This window comes from Peribacillus sp. S4 (assembly GCF_046715815.1).
GTDB lineage: Bacteria > Bacillota > Bacilli > Bacillales > DSM-1321 > Peribacillus > Peribacillus frigoritolerans.
The window spans coordinates 2,967,544-2,985,080 of record NZ_CP175708.1 but is presented as its reverse complement, the minus strand read 5'-3'; the positions used below and the strand labels follow the sequence as shown (position 1 = coordinate 2,985,080).

18 protein-coding genes and 1 riboswitch are annotated in these 17,537 nt (G+C 39.5%); of the genes, 15 read left to right on the top strand and 3 right to left on the bottom strand.

From position 1 onward, the window contains the following. Positions 1 to 20: 20 nt before the first annotated feature. Positions 21 to 470, bottom strand: a complete 450-nt coding sequence (locus tag ACJ9PY_RS14105; protein WP_063576028.1) for an OsmC family protein — start codon at positions 468 to 470, stop codon at positions 21 to 23. A 363-nt stretch (positions 471 to 833) separates the two neighbouring features. Here ACJ9PY_RS14105 and ACJ9PY_RS14100 point away from each other — a divergent pair, with 363 nt between their 5' ends. Genes ACJ9PY_RS14100 through ACJ9PY_RS14090 form a run of 3 tightly spaced genes read left to right on the top strand, consistent with a single transcriptional unit; the run spans position 834 to position 3,171 of the window. Next, positions 834 to 1,595, top strand: a complete 762-nt coding sequence (locus ACJ9PY_RS14100; protein WP_328177041.1) for an SDR family oxidoreductase — start codon at positions 834 to 836, stop codon at positions 1,593 to 1,595. 27 nt (positions 1,596 to 1,622) lie between these two features. Continuing rightward, a complete protein-coding gene (locus ACJ9PY_RS14095) occupies positions 1,623 to 2,126 on the top strand; it encodes a hypothetical protein (protein ID WP_411738386.1) in 504 nt (167 codons plus the stop codon). After that, the gene (locus ACJ9PY_RS14090) at positions 2,119 to 3,171 is read left to right on the top strand and encodes an alpha/beta fold hydrolase (protein ID WP_411738385.1); all 1,053 of its coding nucleotides are present in this window, start codon (positions 2,119 to 2,121) and stop codon (positions 3,169 to 3,171) included. The genes ACJ9PY_RS14095 and ACJ9PY_RS14090 overlap by 8 nt, the downstream gene beginning before the upstream one ends. Positions 3,172 to 3,355: 184 nt before the next feature. Here the strand turns inward: ACJ9PY_RS14090 and ACJ9PY_RS14085 are convergent, their stop codons facing one another. Beyond that, entirely contained in the window at positions 3,356 to 3,955 is a 600-nt protein-coding gene (locus tag ACJ9PY_RS14085) for a nitroreductase family protein (RefSeq protein WP_063576031.1), read from the bottom strand. Between the two features lie 243 nt (positions 3,956 to 4,198). On the opposite strand from ACJ9PY_RS14085, the gene ACJ9PY_RS14080 reads away from it, so the two are divergent. From ACJ9PY_RS14080 to ACJ9PY_RS14050, 7 genes are all read left to right on the top strand, one after another. After that, on the top strand, positions 4,199 to 5,176 hold the full coding sequence (locus ACJ9PY_RS14080) for a ring-cleaving dioxygenase (RefSeq protein WP_278088898.1): 978 nt from the start codon (positions 4,199 to 4,201) through the stop codon (positions 5,174 to 5,176). A gap of 24 nt (positions 5,177 to 5,200) precedes the next feature. Beyond that, positions 5,201 to 6,148, top strand: coding sequence for a ring-cleaving dioxygenase (locus tag ACJ9PY_RS14075; RefSeq protein WP_411738384.1), 948 nt, complete (start codon positions 5,201 to 5,203; stop codon positions 6,146 to 6,148). After that, positions 6,148 to 6,756, top strand: a complete 609-nt coding sequence (locus tag ACJ9PY_RS14070) for an alpha/beta hydrolase (protein WP_278088909.1) — start codon at positions 6,148 to 6,150, stop codon at positions 6,754 to 6,756. The genes ACJ9PY_RS14075 and ACJ9PY_RS14070 overlap by 1 nt, the downstream gene beginning before the upstream one ends. Positions 6,757 to 6,774: 18 nt before the next feature. Further along, positions 6,775 to 7,383, top strand: a complete 609-nt coding sequence (locus ACJ9PY_RS14065) for a flavin reductase family protein (RefSeq protein WP_063576035.1) — start codon at positions 6,775 to 6,777, stop codon at positions 7,381 to 7,383. Positions 7,384 to 7,618: 235 nt separating this feature from the next. Beyond that, positions 7,619 to 7,721, top strand: a riboswitch (SAM riboswitch). An 83-nt stretch (positions 7,722 to 7,804) separates the two neighbouring features. After that, entirely contained in the window at positions 7,805 to 9,199 is a 1,395-nt protein-coding gene (gene mmuP / locus ACJ9PY_RS14060; protein ID WP_063576036.1) for an S-methylmethionine permease, read from the top strand. Next, a complete protein-coding gene (mmuM, locus tag ACJ9PY_RS14055; RefSeq protein ID WP_278088896.1) occupies positions 9,189 to 10,151 on the top strand; it encodes a homocysteine S-methyltransferase in 963 nt (320 codons plus the stop codon). The genes mmuP and mmuM overlap by 11 nt, the downstream gene beginning before the upstream one ends. A gap of 297 nt (positions 10,152 to 10,448) precedes the next feature. Beyond that, the gene (locus ACJ9PY_RS14050; protein WP_162878727.1) at positions 10,449 to 10,616 is read left to right on the top strand and encodes a hypothetical protein; all 168 of its coding nucleotides are present in this window, start codon (positions 10,449 to 10,451) and stop codon (positions 10,614 to 10,616) included. Positions 10,617 to 11,079: 463 nt separating this feature from the next. Here ACJ9PY_RS14050 and ACJ9PY_RS14045 read toward each other — a convergent pair whose 3' ends face one another. Continuing rightward, positions 11,080 to 11,454: a helix-turn-helix domain-containing protein gene (locus tag ACJ9PY_RS14045; RefSeq protein WP_098865282.1), complete on the bottom strand. Its 375-nt coding sequence runs from the start codon at positions 11,452 to 11,454 to the stop codon at positions 11,080 to 11,082. A gap of 229 nt (positions 11,455 to 11,683) precedes the next feature. On the opposite strand from ACJ9PY_RS14045, the gene ACJ9PY_RS14040 reads away from it, so the two are divergent. The 5 genes from ACJ9PY_RS14040 to cls all read left to right on the top strand — a co-directional run bounded on the left by ACJ9PY_RS14040 (position 11,684) and on the right by cls (position 17,136). Further along, positions 11,684 to 12,673: an asparaginase gene (locus ACJ9PY_RS14040; RefSeq protein WP_063577719.1), complete on the top strand. Its 990-nt coding sequence runs from the start codon at positions 11,684 to 11,686 to the stop codon at positions 12,671 to 12,673. Positions 12,674 to 12,696: 23 nt separating this feature from the next. Further along, positions 12,697 to 14,127 carry an aspartate ammonia-lyase gene (gene aspA / locus ACJ9PY_RS14035; RefSeq protein ID WP_034307227.1) on the top strand — a complete coding sequence of 477 codons (1,431 nt, stop codon included), beginning with the start codon at positions 12,697 to 12,699 and terminating at the stop codon, positions 14,125 to 14,127. 456 nt (positions 14,128 to 14,583) lie between these two features. After that, positions 14,584 to 15,027 carry a CoxG family protein gene (locus ACJ9PY_RS14030; protein ID WP_063576039.1) on the top strand — a complete coding sequence of 148 codons (444 nt, stop codon included), beginning with the start codon at positions 14,584 to 14,586 and terminating at the stop codon, positions 15,025 to 15,027. 167 nt (positions 15,028 to 15,194) lie between these two features. Beyond that, positions 15,195 to 15,458: a metal-sensitive transcriptional regulator gene (locus tag ACJ9PY_RS14025; protein ID WP_063576040.1), complete on the top strand. Its 264-nt coding sequence runs from the start codon at positions 15,195 to 15,197 to the stop codon at positions 15,456 to 15,458. A gap of 220 nt (positions 15,459 to 15,678) precedes the next feature. After that, on the top strand, positions 15,679 to 17,136 hold the full coding sequence (gene cls / locus ACJ9PY_RS14020) for a cardiolipin synthase (protein WP_063576041.1): 1,458 nt from the start codon (positions 15,679 to 15,681) through the stop codon (positions 17,134 to 17,136). Positions 17,137 to 17,537: the final 401 nt, after the last annotated feature.

Sequence of the window (17,537 nt, the reverse complement as noted above, 5' to 3'; positions counted from 1 at the left end):
CTTTTTCCGTTTATTCAAGGTTACTGTGCTATGGAAATTTCCGCAATCAACTCCACTGCTACATTCCCTTTGATCGCCCGGGAAATCATACATGAAGTCTCGGCTTTTTCAGCAAGTCTCCCCGCTTTTTCAACCACTTTTTCAGAAGTACCCGGCACCAATATAAGTGCTGGGCGATGAATGATTTTCTTATAGGTGAATACACCATTCGTAACATCCACTAACGCTTCCGATTGCATGGTCAAGCTCACCTTTTCTATATGGGACCGCTCTAACATGGCAGCATAGGTAATGATATAGCAGGTCGATGCCGCTCCAAGCAGCATTTCATCGGGATTAGTTCCAATCCCTGGTCCTTCCATTTCCGTAGGAATGCTTATCTGTGTTTGAAGATTCCCTGAATGAATCGTGCCGCTATCATTTCTGCCGCCAGGCCACTCCGCAGTTAAATGAAAGTGATGTATTGTCATTTTTTAACCTCCTTACTATTCTATAGTGTAAACGACAAAACAGGTTAAGTATCCGATTTTGCTCAATCAGTCAAATAATCCAGCGATTTCCAGAGTTTTTAAATTACCGCTGTGCGGATCTAAGAAATGAATTGATCAAATAAATTACCGCCCTGCCGAATTACGTTTCCAGCAGGCTCAATTTCTGCTAGCTGACAGAAGCATGCTTATTAAATATAAGATACATGTTGATGAAACAAAAGGCAGAGGCATTAGGCTATTTTAAGCACAATATTGGATAGGCTTTTCTATAATGATATAGACGGTTTTATATAAATAATACTTCATTAAGGAAGGGCTGAAAAGTTGACTACATTGAGTAATATGTTCGATTTGACTAATAAAACGGCTATCATTACCGGCGGCGGCAGAGGACTGGGCAAACAGATCGCCATGGCGTTGGGAGAGGCTGGCGCAAACATAGTCATTGCTTCACGAAATCTGCCTGTATGTAAGGAGGTATGTGAAGACTTGCAATCGATGGGTGTTAATGCCGTTGCCTTTGAATGTGATATCACCGATGTGAGCGCCATTGACCATGTCGTTCAGGAAACGGTTGCTCAATTCGGCACGATTGATATTCTTGTCAATAATAGCGGTACGTCTTGGTCAGGTCCGCTTTTGGATCTTCCCAAGGACAAGTGGGAAAAAGTATTGAATGTTAACGTTACAGGTACATTCCTGTTTTCACAGGCTGTAGCGAAAGTCATGAAGCAGCAAAATTTTGGAAAAATCATAAATATTGCATCGGTATCAGGTCTTGGCGGGACGTTTCCTGAGCTTTTGGATACGATAGCTTATAACACCAGTAAGGGTGCCATCATTACAATGACCAAGGATTTAGGAGTTAAACTTGCTAGATACGGCATTCAAGTCAATGCAATTGCACCTGGATTTTTCCCGACTAAAATCACAAAGAAAATTCTTGAAAAGTCTAACTATGACATATTAGGTAAAACTCCGGCTGGCAGGTTTGGCGATGAAGATGATTTAAAGGGTGCCGCCGTTTTTTTAGCCTCACAGGCTTCTGACTATATGGTGGGTCATATTTTGATCATTGACGGTGGAATATCAGCATTAGTATAAACAGAGGAGAAAGGAAGGAAGAAATATATGGCGGAAAAATCCAATTTTTATAAAGGGCTTAAATTACTGGGCACACAAAAAGAGCAACAGCTGAATAGTAAAATTCAAAATCTGCTGAATAATCGCGAATTAATCGAAAGAGTGAGCAATAATGCGCAAATGCAGGTACCAAGAATAAATAGTCTTCAGGAAACCTCAGAAAGAATGTCCATCATCATGAATTATCCAACAAAAAAAGATGTGGCGAGTTTAGCGAAATTAGTCATCCAACTCGAAGAAAAAATTGATGGGTTGGAAGAATTGGTCTCTATACTAGTAGAGAATAGGGGCGGGAATGTCGGGGGTAATTCTTCAATTCGCAATAAAGGCAATGCCAATTCATCCCGCAGCATCAAAAAGAAATCAAGATTGGCATCCAATGAAAAGGAAGGGAGTAAAAAAAGGTTATCTGATTTTATAAATAACTCCTTATTGTTAAGCTCACAGCTGCCTGAGTTCAATTCAGTTGATCAGGAGAATTCAAATGGCTAAGCGGAAAGTGCCGAAAAATCACTCTGAATCCAAAACTAAATGGCAACATTTATTGGATATTCCCAATCAGCCAATGCCTGAAATGGGACTGACTCCGAAAATAGCGGTGTGGAAAAAAAACAAATCAACGCTTTGGTTTTATCCCTCAGCACAAAAAAAATATGATGTACCGGTTTTTCTTATATATTCACTAATCAATACTCCTTTGATCCTTGATTTATCTCCGGGGAATAGTTTAATAGAATCTTTTGTAAATGAAGGTTTTGATGTGTATTTGCTTGATTTTGGAAGCCCGGGCTTTGAAGATGGTGACATATCGATCGAAGATTATATCGTCGATTATATTCAAAAAGGAGTGCAGCGTGCATTACGTCACTCTGGAGCATCAGAAATTACAGTCATGGGGTTTTGCCTCGGAGGTACAATAGCCGCAATATATGCTGCCATTGCAGACGAGCCCATCAAGAATTTGATACTTTCCGTGACCCCGGTGGATTTCAGTGCCTCGGAATTTTTTGATCAATGGCAGGGAGCGTTAAAAGAAGGAACAGCGGATTTTGACGAGACAATAGATATTTATCAAACGATACCGGCCAGTGCAGTTAAATATGGTATCAGGTTAATTACATCGCCCGTCTATATATCACCTTATTTATCTTTATTGAATCAAGCGGATGATGAAAAATACGTTCAAAACTGGCGCCGCTTCAATGCTTGGGCTAATGGGCATGTACCGTTATCCGGAGCAGCCGCAAAACAAATAACCAAGGATTTATTGATAAAAAATAGCTTGGTTAATGGTGGTTTTAAGGTAAGGGGAAAAAAAGCGAAGCTATCGAAAATTGATGCTAGTGTTTTGGTCATAGCAAGTAAGTATGATCGACTGGTCCCACAGGAAATGATTTATCCGGTAATGGAGCATTTAACATGTAAGGATAAGACATATAGCCTACTGAAAAGTGGACATGCTGCTAGACAATATTCCGGTGTACTCCCATATTATTTGAAGGAATGGCTGCCAGGGCGTTCTTCACCAATTCAATAAGATTAATAGGGGGATGTGAAATGTACGTGTTAAACGTCAGTGAGGATATCAAAATCATGCCGGTTGTTGAGTATATAGGCTTTGCGTCATTGATATTTTCAAAATTTTTTGCAACATTTCCGGATTACTAAAGCGAAATAAAATAAAAGGGCTGGCTCGTTAAGTAGAGCCAGTCTCTATTGTATCATTGATAATATTTCACACGTTCTTCAAGTGGTGAGAAGTCTTTATCGCCAGGTTCTGCAGTGGGTTTTCCAAAAGGCAACTGTGCGATGAGTTTCCAATCTCGTGATATATCCCATGTCTTTCTCACTTCGTCATCGATTAAAGGATTATAATGCTGAAGGCTTGCACCAAACCCCTCAATTTCCAAAGAAGTCCATACGACAAATTGTAAAATGGCAGAAGATTGGTTCGACCAAATCGGAAAATTTTCGGCATACGTTTTGTATTGTTCTTGTAGCCTATTTATTTTGGCCTGGTCTTCAAAGAATAAAACCGTTCCATAACCATTTATAAATGATCTCATTTTTTCTTCCGTTTTTGTAAAATCTTTGCCATCGGCTGCTTTTTTTAATGTTTCTTTCGTTATATCCCATAATTGGTCGTGGCTTTGACCAGTTAATACAATCACTCTGGCACTTTGGGAGTTGAAAGCGGAAGGGGAGTATTGAACGGCATGATCGATAACTTCTTTAATCCTTTTATCAGGAACAACATGTTCCTTGCTAAGGGAATAATAAGAGCGTCTATCTTCAATTGCACTAAAAAAATCTTTAACCATATATCACAACCTCCATTCTTATACCGATTTATTTTGGCCTGTATTTTTTATTTTATGATAAGTGAATCCGGTTGAAATTATTTGAATGAAAATGGTTGACAATTTTATCACTGTCGTTTATCTTTAAATCAAGATATTTGCATTAAAAGTATTATGTTAGGTTAAATACCTTTAATTCGAGATATTATTAGCGGATTAATTCATCTCCGTAAGGGGAGATTTATAAAGATAGGAGTGGTACGGATGGAATTAAAAGGATTACATCATGTTTCGGCGATTACAGCAAAAGCGGGAAATAACTTTGAATTCTACACAAAAGTCTTAGGGATGCGATTAATCAAAAAAACGGTGAATCAAGATGATGTTCGTGTGTATCACTTATTTTATGGAGATCAAATTGGTTCACCGGGTACGGAATTGACGTTTTTTGAAATTCCGAATGCTGCCCGCACTCATGAGGGAAACAATAGCATTTCAGAAATTTCTTTAAGGGTGAGGGATGATGAAGCGCTAGAATATTGGAAAAAACGGTTTGTGGAATTCAATGTTGAGCACGATGAAATATCGAGCCGTTTTGAAAGAAAGGTGCTTTCTTTTAAAGATCCTGAAGGGCAGAGGCTTCTTCTGGTTTCCGATCAGGATAATAACGGCGTTGATGGAGGATTTCCGTGGGATGGAAGCCCAGTCCCGCAAGAGTTTTCCATACTTGGATTAGGACCAGTAAAACTCACAGTACCCAATATTGAACAAACAGAAAGTGTTCTTATCGAGGTATTGGGGTTCAGGAAATCAGGCACATACCCATCCGTAATCAGGGGGCAAAATCCGATAGTCGTTTACGAGACAGGTGAAGGAGGAACTGGAGCAGAACTTCATATTGAAGAAAGGAATGACATACCTCGGGAAAGGCTGGGGAGGGGTGGAGTACACCATGTTGCCTTTCGGGTGGATGATGAAGAAGAATTGAGAAAATGGGTAGAAAAGATTAGTGAATCGAAATTCGTGAACTCGGGATATGTGGACCGCTTTTATTTCCGTTCACTCTATTTTAGGGAGCCGAATGGCATATTATTTGAATTAGCTACTGATGGACCTGGTTTTGAAGTGGATGAAGCTGAGCAGCATCTAGGTGAGAACCTTGCCCTGCCACCTTTTTTGGAATCGAAAAGAAGGGATATTGAATCGAATTTAAAACCACTTAATACAAAATCAACTAATTAATCAACGGGAAAGGAAGTAATCGGCATGCAAAAACAAAATGCAGGGATACATCATATAACCGCAATTGTAGGCAATCCTCAAGAGAATGTGGATTTTTATGCTGGAGTATTGGGAATGCGTATGGTGAAGAAAACCGTTAATTTTGATGATCCAGGCACCTATCATTTATATTTCGGAGATGAATCCGGTTCACCGGGCACAATCATCACTTTCTTTCCTTGGCCTGAGGCATACCGAGGGACAATTGGCTCCGGACAAGTGGGGATTACAACATATGCCGTTCCGGAGGGTTCAATGGGCTTCTGGGAAAATCGTTTGGATAAATTTAATATAGACTTTGAAAAGGTTTCACGTTTCGGTGAGGAATATCTTGAGTTCCAAGACCCACATGGTTTGCAACTTGAACTGGCTGAGCGTAGAGAAGGTAAAAATAGCGAGTGGTCATTCGGCGGTGTACCAGCTGATAAGGCGGTCAAGGGTTTCGGCGGAGCTGTATTATTGACGTCAAAACCGAACAAAACGATGGAACTATTAGAGGAAGTGATGGGCCTTCAAAAGGTTGGGGAAGAGGGCGATTTCATCCGCTTCAAATCCACATCGGATATCGGCAATTTGATCGATGTTAAAAAAACGGTTTTACCAAACGGTAAAATCGGAGTGGGAACTGTCCATCACATTGCATGGCGTGCGAGCGATAAGGAAGATCATAAAGAATGGAGGGACCATATCGGTAACCATGGCTATGGTGTGACCCCCTTTACAGACCGACAATACTTCGATGCGATTTATTTCAGGGAAGATGGAGGCATACTCTTTGAAGTTGCCACAGATCCACCTGGCTTTGCTCATGATGAAACGAAGGAAACGATGGGCAGTAAATTAATGCTGCCGCCATGGTTGGAAGAAAAGCGGGAAGTTATGGAAAAAACGTTACTGCCGGCAGTGCCGAGAGTACTAGAGGAGGATAAATGATGAAACATATTTTTCAAAAAGGAAGTAATCCAGAAGCTCCGTTACTACTGCTGTTACATGGCACTGGAGGAACGGAAACAGATCTCTTGCCATTATCCGAAATGGTTTCACCCGGTTCGTCCGTACTGAGCGTACGGGGAAATGTACTTGAAAATGGAATGCCCCGTTTTTTCCGACGGTTAGCTGAAGGGGTTTTTGATGAAGAGGATTTGATTTTCCGAACGAAGGAGCTTTATGACTTCTTGGAATCAGCGTCCGGAAAATATGACTTCGACCGTGACAGAGTGGTGGCATTAGGTTATTCCAATGGTGCAAATATAGCGGCAAGTTTGCTGTTCCATTACGAGGGGGCCTTACAAGGAGCAATTCTTCATCATCCAATGGTTCCAAGACGAGGGATTGCTTTGCCGCCCCTTTCAGATATACCTGTATTTATTGCTGCAGGTAAAAACGATCCGATTTGCCCGGCAGAAGAAACTGAAGAGCTTAATCAACTTTTACAGCAAGCTGGCGCTACAGTTGAAGTTCAATGGGAAAATTATGGTCATCAGTTGACACGTTCAGAGGTTGATGCAGCAGGTTCATGGTTTCAAAAGAACTTTTTATAAGAATGAGGGGGAATGAAGATGATTTCTGTTAACCCTGAAAGTCTGACTGAACGGGATAATTATAAGTTTTTGACTGGAAGTATTATACCGAGACCTATAGCGCTGGTTACGACACAATCCGAAACCGGTACAATCAATATAGCGCCGTTCAGCTTTTTTAACATAGTCAGTTCAAATCCTCCGATGATTTCCATTTCTGTTCAACGGAAAGAAGGAGTTTCAAAGGATACAGCCCGAAATGCAATTCAAACAGGTGAGTTCGTTGTTCATATCACTGACGAAAATAATGTTGCTGATGCAAATCGAACGGCCAAGGAACTCCCATCTGAAGAAAGTGAATTGGGTCTTACTAATTTCACGCTGGCTGTTAGTGATAGGGTATCCGTACCAGGATTGGAAGAAGCGAAGGTGCGTTTTGAATGTACATTAGAGCAATCGATTCCATTGGCAGGTTCCAAGAATGAACCTGGTTGTGATTTACTGATAGGGAAAATAGTCTGCTATCATATAGAGCAAGATATTTACCATAATGGCCGTATTGACCCGAATGGGCTAAAACCTGTAGCAAGATTAGCAGGTCATACTTATACAAAACTAGGGGAATTATTTGAAATAGAACGTCCTTAAGGAAAAAGAAAAAAATGGCGACATCTTTTAAGATGTTGCCATTTTTAAGACCAAAATGACCCCGGTTAGTTTTATTTGCCATTATAATACGCTTAGCGCCTGTTCCAAAAATAAGCAACCTTTTAATATTAATGCCGCAGACGCCATGATCGTTAGCATTTAAAAGGAAGTCTTTACATTCCGAAACAAAACTTGACAAATTTTTCATAGATTGATACAGTTATAAAAAAATAATTTCTTATCCAGAGAGGTGGAGGGACTGGCCCTATGAAACCTCAGCAACAGGTCTACAAAGACACTGTGCTAATTCCAGGGGGTGAAACCTTGATAGATAAGACCGTACGTGTTTATTTGTCAGTAACGCACTCTTTTTTAGAGTGCGTTTTCGTTTTTTCTGGATGCAAGATTAAGGAGAGTAAGAATGGATAACAAAAGGAAGCATGATTTTCAAAGGCAAATGCAAGCACGGCATATAATAATGCTATCGCTTGGCGGGGTGATTGGAACTGGTTTATTCTTAAGTTCGGGTTATACGATTCAACAGGCTGGTCCGTTCGGAACCATCCTTTCGTATCTGATTGGTGCATTGGTGGTTTATCTTGTCATGCTATGTCTAGGTGAACTATCAGTGCATATGCCCGAGACAGGTGCGTTTCATAGTTACGCAGCCAAATACATCGGACCAGGGACAGGGTATACAGTAGCCTGGTTGTATTGGCTAACCTGGACTGTTGCACTAGGTTCGGAATTCACGGCTGCAGGATTGTTGATGCAGCGATGGTTTCCATCAATCAGTGTCTGGATATGGAGTGCTCTATTTGCCATTTTGGTTTTGGCATTAAATGCGTGGACCGTTAAGTTTTTTGCTGAATCCGAATTCTGGTTTGCGTCTATAAAGGTATTTGCTATTGTAATATTCATTATTCTGGGAGCTGCGGCAATGATAGGTTTCATTCCAATGATTAACGCACAATCAGCTCCGTTATTTTCCAATGTTACAAGTGCAGGTTTATTTCCAAATGGTGCTTTTGCCATTCTAATGACGATGCTCGCGGTGAATTTTGCATTTTCTGGAACTGAATTGATCGGAGTTGCAGCTGGAGAAACTGTGAATCCGGAAAAAACGATTCCAAAGGCAATCCGTATGACATTATGGAGATTGATTATCTTTTTTGTAGGTACCATCGTTGTTTTATCCGCATTATTGCCTGTTTCGGATGCAAGCGTATTAGAGAGCCCCTTTGTTGCCGTTCTAGAACGAATTGGAGTGCCATATGCAGCGGATATTATGAACTTTGTTATATTAACTGCCATTTTGTCCGCTGCGAACTCAGGACTATATGCCTCATCTAGGATGCTTTGGTCACTTGCAGATAAGAAAACTATTTCACCAATATTTGCAAAATTGACAAAACGGGGTGTTCCCTTGAATGCAGTCCTTTTCAGTATGCTGGGCGGTGTTTTAGCACTTTTCTCGAGTATTATTGCGCCGGATACTGTATATATAGTGCTTGTATCCATTTCTGGACTAGCCGTGGTTATAGTTTGGATGAGTATTAGCGCGTCACAGTTTCTATTTCGCAGACGATATATAAACGAAGGAAACTCAGTTAATGATTTGGCTTATCATACACCATTATATCCATTCGTACCAATCGTTTCATTTATGCTATGTCTTGCTTCTTGCATAGGAATTGCATTTGATCCTACACAAAGAATAGCACTATATTGTGGCATTCCGTTTATTTTGTTTTGCTATGGAAGTTATTATCTGACACAAACCATAAAGAAAAGAGGAGTAGACCATGAAAAATAAAATTAACCCAATTGAAGCAATTTTACAAGGTCATTCAGTTATGATTTTGGACGGAGCTTTAGCTACAGAGCTTGAAAGTCATGGGTGTGATTTGGACGATCCCCTGTGGTCTGCACGTGTATTACTTGAAAATCCAGAAGTGATTTACCAGGTGCACTCTGACTACTTTCGAGCTGGTGCTGACTGTGCGATAACGGCAAGCTATCAAGCAACAGTTGAAGGTTTCGCCCTCCGCGGAATACAAGAAAAAGAGGCATTGGATCTAATCAGGAAAACGGTTTTACTAGCAAGAAAAGCAAGAGATGACTTTTGGAAGGAAGAATATCAAACGATTAGACCTAAGCCATTGGTTGCTGCATCAGTTGGACCTTATGGGGCTTATCTTGCAGATGGTTCAGAGTATGTTGGGAATTATGGTGTTTCAGATGAAACTTTGGCGGCATTTCATCGCTCACGAATATCAGCTTTGATTGAAGCAGGAGCTGACATTTTAGCATTTGAAACGATTCCTTCCCTGCAAGAAGCAAAAGTATTACATTCATTATTGAAAGATTATCCAGAAGTTTATGCTTGGCTGTCCTTTTCTTTGAAAAATGAAAAAGCGATAAGTGACGGCACATTGCTGGAGGAGTGTGCCAGATTGTTTGGGGACAGTGAGCAAATTGCCGCAATTGGCATCAACTGTGCGCCTGTATCAGTTATCACGGAAGCCATACAGGTGTTGCGTGCAAACACGCATAAACCAATTATCGTTTATCCGAATTCCGGTGAATCATATAATCCAGAAACTAAAACATGGCATGGTCCAGAATCATGTAATAGGCTCGATGTGAAATCTGAAGATTGGCACCATGCGGGGGCAAATATAATTGGAGGATGTTGCAGAACCGCTCCTCATCATATTGCGGGCATTTCAAGAAAGTGGCGACCTTCCGTGGTAACGTTCTCCTAGCATTTTTTGTTATCAAAAATATTGTTATTAAATATGTAAGTAGTCGGGAAACCTATAAACAAAAAGAACAGGAATCTGGCGGTTTCTGTTCTTTTTGAGCTCTTTATTCAGATTCGAGTAATTTGAAAGGATTGAATTAATAATTTCTTGGCACTTAGAAATAAGTCGCGCAAGATCAGCTGAAAATTACAGGTAAACCAACCCTTTTGCAAAAACTGTAAAAAGAGAAATTAAATCATATTTTTTTCGTGCTTGGGAAAACTAGACAAACAATGAATGGAAAGGAGAGAATGAGTTATGAGTCGTGGTAAAAATTTTAATCATAAAGAAAAAGGACATCCAGGAAATTTACCCAATAATAGAATTAGCGAAGAGAAGGAACACAGCCGCCAGTATGAACAGATTGAGGATATTGTCACTCATGAAGCTTTCAAGAATAGGGAAAAAGAAGATGAAATGCCTTAAAAAATGGAAATGTAGCATATCTGTTGAGACATTATATTGAGGAATTTTCATTTCTTTAAGGATTCCAATAATAGAAGCACATGATTTAAGACATAACGCTCACTTCATGTTGCTTCTTTTTTGATTAATTCACCGGGGGAAACCATGATCTTTGCCATGTTTTTTCTTTCATTGCAAATAGATAAAGAGGGAAAATGAATAAGTCTAAAGAGGACAACAGAAAATGAAGATGGATGATTTTTTAAAAAAACCGACTATCTTCTATATATTAGTTAATGAAATTTAAATTTCTAAACACAGAAATAATTACGTGCAACCGTCAAAATGGGCGAACCGACCTATCCTAATTGATGAAAGCCGCGGTATATTACAGTTATAATGAAATGAACATGTCAGGCAGTATAAGAACCTGCTGATGAAGTACGCTTCTTTTACCAAATACCAGTTTAAACTCAATGTCTGCCTATGTTTCATTTTGTTTATCGCGATTTATTTCCACTTCCCGTTTAGCTCTAATAAAAGCGATAAATTGAATCGTTTCCTCTTCAGACAGGGTAATTCCATCTACAGCTAGCTTCATATCTGGTAAATCCGTTAATTCCATGACTTGAGGCGACTCATTATCCATATCCTTAGATTGATAATCTACTCGACCCAGAATGTAATCAGTTGAGGTATCATATAAGCCTGCCAATAAATTAATCGTTTCTAATGAAGGGCGGCGGTGGCCCGATTCGTAACCGGCATAGGTACTTTTGGCGATTCCGAGCCTGTCAGCGGTATATTGCAAAGACCATCTTTTGGACTTCCTTAATGTAGTCAATCTATTTAAAATCATTATTATTACTCTCCTTTTATATAAATCCATTATAACATCATATTGAAAAAAGTGTACGCGTAATGAATAACTTTCGCTTGATTTCACTATGAAACATGACTATAATAACATGTGTTGTACGCGTTACATGAACATTTACAGCGGAAACATCCTTTTCTGAGATATTAGAATGATAGTGAAACAGGGAGGCTTATTAGGGGGTAGTATATTGGAAAAGTTAAAATCAAAAATGAAGAAGTTGATGTTGCTTACTACAGGTGGTACAATTGCATCGTTAGAAGGAAAAAATGGACTTGTTCCAGAAATGAAAGCTGACGAAATTTTAGGCCACCTACCGGGATTGGATTTACTATGTCAGATTGATAGTAAGCCTTTGATGAATATTGATAGTACAAATATGCAGCCGGAAGATTGGACAGAAATGGCACAATCCATCCATAAGCACTACCATGATTACGATGGCTTTGTGATTACCCATGGAACAGATACAATGGCTTACACTTCTGCTGCGCTCTCATATATGTTACAAGATTTAGGGAAACCAATCGTCATTACTGGTTCTCAGGTCCCGATTGCCTTTAAAAAGACAGATGCCAAAAGGAATATCTCTGATGCGATCCGGTTTGCTTGTGAAGATATTGGAGGAGTATATGTTGTTTTTGATGGCAGAGTCATTCAGGGTACGAGGGCCATTAAATTGAGAACGAAAAGCTATGATTCGTTTGAAAGTATTAACTATCCTTATATTGCGACCATATTCAAAGATAAAATTGAGTATCTAAAGCCAGTTCATTCACGAAAGAATAAGGAAGCTAAGCTGGATGCTTCCCTATGTACTGATGTTGCTTTAGTCAAGCTGCATCCCGGTATTAAGCCTGAATTCTTTGATTTCCTGAAAAATCAATGTCGGGGAATCGTAATTGAAAGTTATGGAAGCGGTGGTATTCCATTTCAAGGAAGAAACATTTTAGAGAAATTGAATGAGTTAGTACAATGTGGAATATCCGTTGTCATTACTACCCAATGCTTAGAAGAAGGGGAAGATATGGATATTTACGAAGTGGGACGAAAAGTGAACAAGAATGTCATCATTCGTTCCAGGAATATGAATACAGAAGCCATCGTTCCTAAGTTGATGTGGATATTAGCGAAGACGCAGGATCCTAAAAAAGTGAAGGAAATGATGGAAACACCGATTGCAGAGGACATTACATTCTAGAACAAACAAAGGGGCAAGAGGAAATGTTGATAGAAGAGAAAACATACCGAATCGAGAAAGACTTTCTTGGGGAAAAGGAAATTCCAGCAGATGTTTATTATGGTATACAAACTTTACGCGCAGTGGAAAATTTTCCGATTACCGGTTACAAAGTCAATGAAGAAATGATTCGTGCACTGGCCATGATTAAAAAAGCGGCCGCTTTAGCGAATATGGATACCAAACGGTTATATGATGGTATTGGAAGCGCTATCGTCAAAGCTTCTGAAGAAGTGATCGATGGAAAGTGGCATGAATATTTCATCGTTGACCCAATTCAAGGCGGTGCGGGGACATCGATGAATATGAATATTAATGAAATCGTTGCCAACCGTGCGTTAGAACTTATGGGACACAATAAAGGTGATTATGTACATGTTAGCCCAAATAGCCATGTTAACATGTCTCAATCAACCAATGACGTATTCCCAACTGCCATTCATTTATCAACATTGCGTCTTTTGGAGCAATTGTTACAAACAATGACCAAGATGAGTACGGTTTTAAAGAAAAAAGCAAAACAATTTGATCATGTTATCAAAATGGGACGCACACATCTTCAGGACGCAGTGCCGATTCGCCTTGGTCAAGAATTCGAGGCTTACAGTCGCGTTTTGGATCGGGATATAAAAAGAATAAGTCAATCACGTCAACATTTATATGAAGTGAATATGGGAGCAACAGCAGTGGGAACGGGATTGAACGCAGATCCGCGTTACATTGAAAACGTTGTTACATATTTAGCTGAAATCAGTAACTTGCCGCTTGTAGGAGCAGAACATTTAGTAGATGCAACCCAAAATACGGATGCATACACTGAGGTATCAGCTTCATTGAAAGTATGTATGATGAATATGTCTAAAATTGCAAATGATTTACGTTTGATGGCTTCAGGACCGAGAGCGGGATTAGGAGAAATCACACTTCCAGCCCGTCAACCAGGTTCATCCATCATGCCAGGTAAAGTAAATCCAGTCATGCCAGAATTAATTAATCAAGTCGCTTTCCAAGTAATCGGGAACGATAATACGATTTGCTTAGCATCAGAAGCGGGACAACTAGAGTTGAACGTAATGGAGCCAGTGCTTGTATTCAATTTGTTGCAATCAATCAGCATTATGAACAATGCTTTCAATGTCTTTACAGATTATTGCTTGGAAGGCATTGAGGCTAATGAGCAGCATTTAAAAGATTATGTCGAACAAAGCGTCGGAGTGATTACAGCAGTCAATCCGCACCTTGGGTACGAAGTGGTTTCACGTATTGCCCGTGAAGCGATATTGAAAGGGAAATCAGTTCGCGAACTTTGTTTACAATATGATGTGTTGACAGAAGAAGAATTGGATCTGATTCTAAATCCTTATGAGATGACAAAACCCGGAATAGCGGGGGCTTCTCTTTTTGATCGGCAATAACCAGTATTTTGGTAGAAAACATGAATCTATATGATTTTTGATATAATGACCATGCCTTTAGGACCGTTGGTATAAAGGCATGGTCATTTTTTATATGCATTTCAATAAGGTATGTCAAACAAACGTCCGTCAACTTCTTTTTGCCATAGATAACTTAATATTCAGTTATTGCGAGCATCAATCTAATCATGGATCGGTTTAACTGACAGTAGAAAACCCATCCCCCTTAGAATATATCCAGGGGGATGGGGAAACTTGAGCTCGATAATATGCCTGTATTAGCCCTTTACCACTTCCTGTCCTCGAACATTCCAAGTACATGCAAAGACCACTACTGCCAATACACAAGAAATCGTAATTAGAATTTTGTTCAAGATTCTAACCTTACCGTTCTATTCAGTATTGTTCAGCCATACATTACAAAGATGTAAATAGAATGATTAAGGGGGAACTGCTTTGTCAGAAGGTGTGCATAGTATCATATTACCTGTTTCCAAAAAAACGGTATGGGGTTTTGTAAGTAGCATAGATCGTTGGGCACCTCTAGTCCCAGGATATATCAATCATGAGATGTTAAATGAGCGGACACTTATTTGGGAGTTTAAAAGCGATTTGGGATTAATGAAGAAGAAAATTAAACTGGAAGTGAATATATTGGAATGGATTGAACCAGATAAGGTAACATTTAAGCTTAAGGGATTAAATGAAAAATTTGATGGGCATGGCTATTTTTTAGCAGAAGATTGCGGAATTGGACAGACTAAAATGACAGGCTGCCTGGCGATTACGGCAAAAGGCGCTAAAGCCCCTATCGTCAATGCTCTGTTAAAAACCTACGTTCCCCAAATGACGATCGAGTTTTCTGAGGCAGTTGCTCAAAGTCTCCTTGTACAAAAATAGGAATTACATATTGGAGTTTTATTGGATATTGGCACTTGACAATTATACCTAGGTGGTATGTATTATAAATTGTAAGATTTTTATCAAACCTTCATTTCGTCTGAAAGGGTTTTATGATGGATGTCTGGATAGGATTCATAAGTAATAGGCAGGGTAGGAGGCCTCACATGGAGTACGATAAGCAGGTTAAAAATAGAGTGAAGCGAATTGAAGGACAGCTTCGCGGGATTTTGAAAATGATGGAGGATAATAAAGATTGCAGGGATGTAGTAACTCAGTTAACTGCAACCAGATCTGCAATCGACCGGACAATTGGGGTAATAGTAAGTTCCAATCTTGTTGAATGCGTCCGAGAGGCTAATGAATCCGGGGAAAAGAATCCCGAAGAGCTAGTGAAAGAAGCTGTGAATTTATTAGTGAAAAGCCGGTAAGCAATTATTTTTTTTATTAAATAGGAATTTTTAAGACAAATATTATTAGACTGCCTGGCCTATCTGAGTGTCCGGGGTGGATGGATTTTTTAAAATGGACCTCTACAAGAAGAGGTCCATTTTTGTGAATTCTCTGTTTTCATTTCTGATAAGCAAATCCTTTGATATAAAGAATTTGCATGGTATCCTTAAAGGGATAAAAATTTAGTGAGGGTATGCTATGGAATTTACGCATGTTACATCGGTTTTGCTCGGCCTCGTCATCATTCTAAATATTTTATTTGCAACGATTGTCATATTTTTTGAAAGAAGGGAAGCGAGCACGACCTGGGCTTGGTTATTGGTATTATATTTTTTGCCTGTAGTCGGTTTTATTTTATACCTGCTTTTTGGAACAAGTTTAAGGCACGCACACTTATTCCAATGGGAGGATAAGAAGAAGATCGGGATCGAAGAAATCATTGATAAACAGATGGAAGAGCTCTCAACGAATCATTTTCCTTTTCGAAATGCTTCTTCGAGTAATTATCGGGATTTGATTTATATGCATCTCCGAAAAAATGATGCCGTACTTACTGAAGATAATAAAGTCGATATTTTTACGGAAGGGAAAAATAAGTTTGACCAGCTTTTTAAAGATATCGAAGCGGCCGAAAACCATATACATATACAATATTACATCATTCAAAGGGACGGCCTGGGTAAACGATTCATTGAAGCTTTGACTAAAAAAGCGAATGAAGGCGTCAAAGTTCGGCTGCTTTATGACGAATTGGGATCTAGAGGGATGACTAAACGTTTCTTCAGGGAATTTAGGCAGGCTGGAGGACGAGTGGAGGCATTTTTTCCATCCAAATTTAAATTTATTAATTTACGACTGAATTTCCGTAACCATCGAAAGCTCGTCATCATAGATGGAAAAGTAGGGTATGTTGGAGGCTTTAATGTTGGTGATGAATATTTAGGGCTTAATCCAAAATTCGGTTATTGGCGTGATACACACCTTCGTATAGAGGGTTCGGCTGTCAAGGCCATTCAAACTCGGTTTATCCTGGATTGGAATCAGGCATCAAAGCATCATGATATAACTTATCAGCCTCATTATTTCCCTATTGTAGAGACTCAAGGGAATATTGATTTGCAAATAGTGACAAGTGGGCCGGATTCGGAATGGGAACAAATTAAAAATGGCTATATTAAATTAATTTCATCAGCAAAGAAATCGATTCTCATTCAAACACCTTACTTCATACCGGATGCCAGTTTATTGGATGCACTCAGGATTGCCAGCTTATCAGGGGTAGATGTGAAAATCATGATTCCGAATAAACCTGATCATCTTTTTGTTTATTGGGCAACGACTTTCAATGCAGGGCAGTTATTAAGAGCGGGTGCTAAGGTATACATCTATGATAACGGCTTTATTCATGCGAAGATGATCGTGGTGGACGAAGAGGTCTCCTCGGTGGGGACAGCAAACATTGATGTCCGTAGTTTTAAATTGAACTTTGAAGTCAATGCCTTCATTTATGATGAAGGCATGGCCGAAACACTGACCAGGATTTTTTATAAGGATATCGATGTATGCAGGCAGCTTACAATTGAAGAATTTGAAAAGCGATCAAAGTGGATTCGTTTTAAAGAGTCCATTGCAAGGCTGGTATCACCGATATTATAATATTTTAAATAAACGAACCATTACAACATGGTCTGTTCAGACTGTAGACAAATTCGAAAAATCGAGTTTGCCTGCAGCTTTTATAGTACGGAGCTTGACTTCAGAAATCCATTCCATTTCAGTTGTAGACCATTGTTATTCATTGAGTTTGCAAAATCGTTGACTTCCTCTCCAGGCACTCGCTTTCCGCTGCGGGGTCTCCCTTGGACGCGCTCTTCCCGCAGGAGTCTTGCACACCACTCCAATCAACTTTGCTTTATTTTAGATGGAACTTCTATTGTCTCAAAGTCAATGATTGAGGCTTCCTGCATTTTTAATCCAAGTACGGAGCTTGATTTCATAAAACAGTAGTCTTATCCTAAAATCACGATATGTGGTGAGACCATTCCGAACTCGTTTTG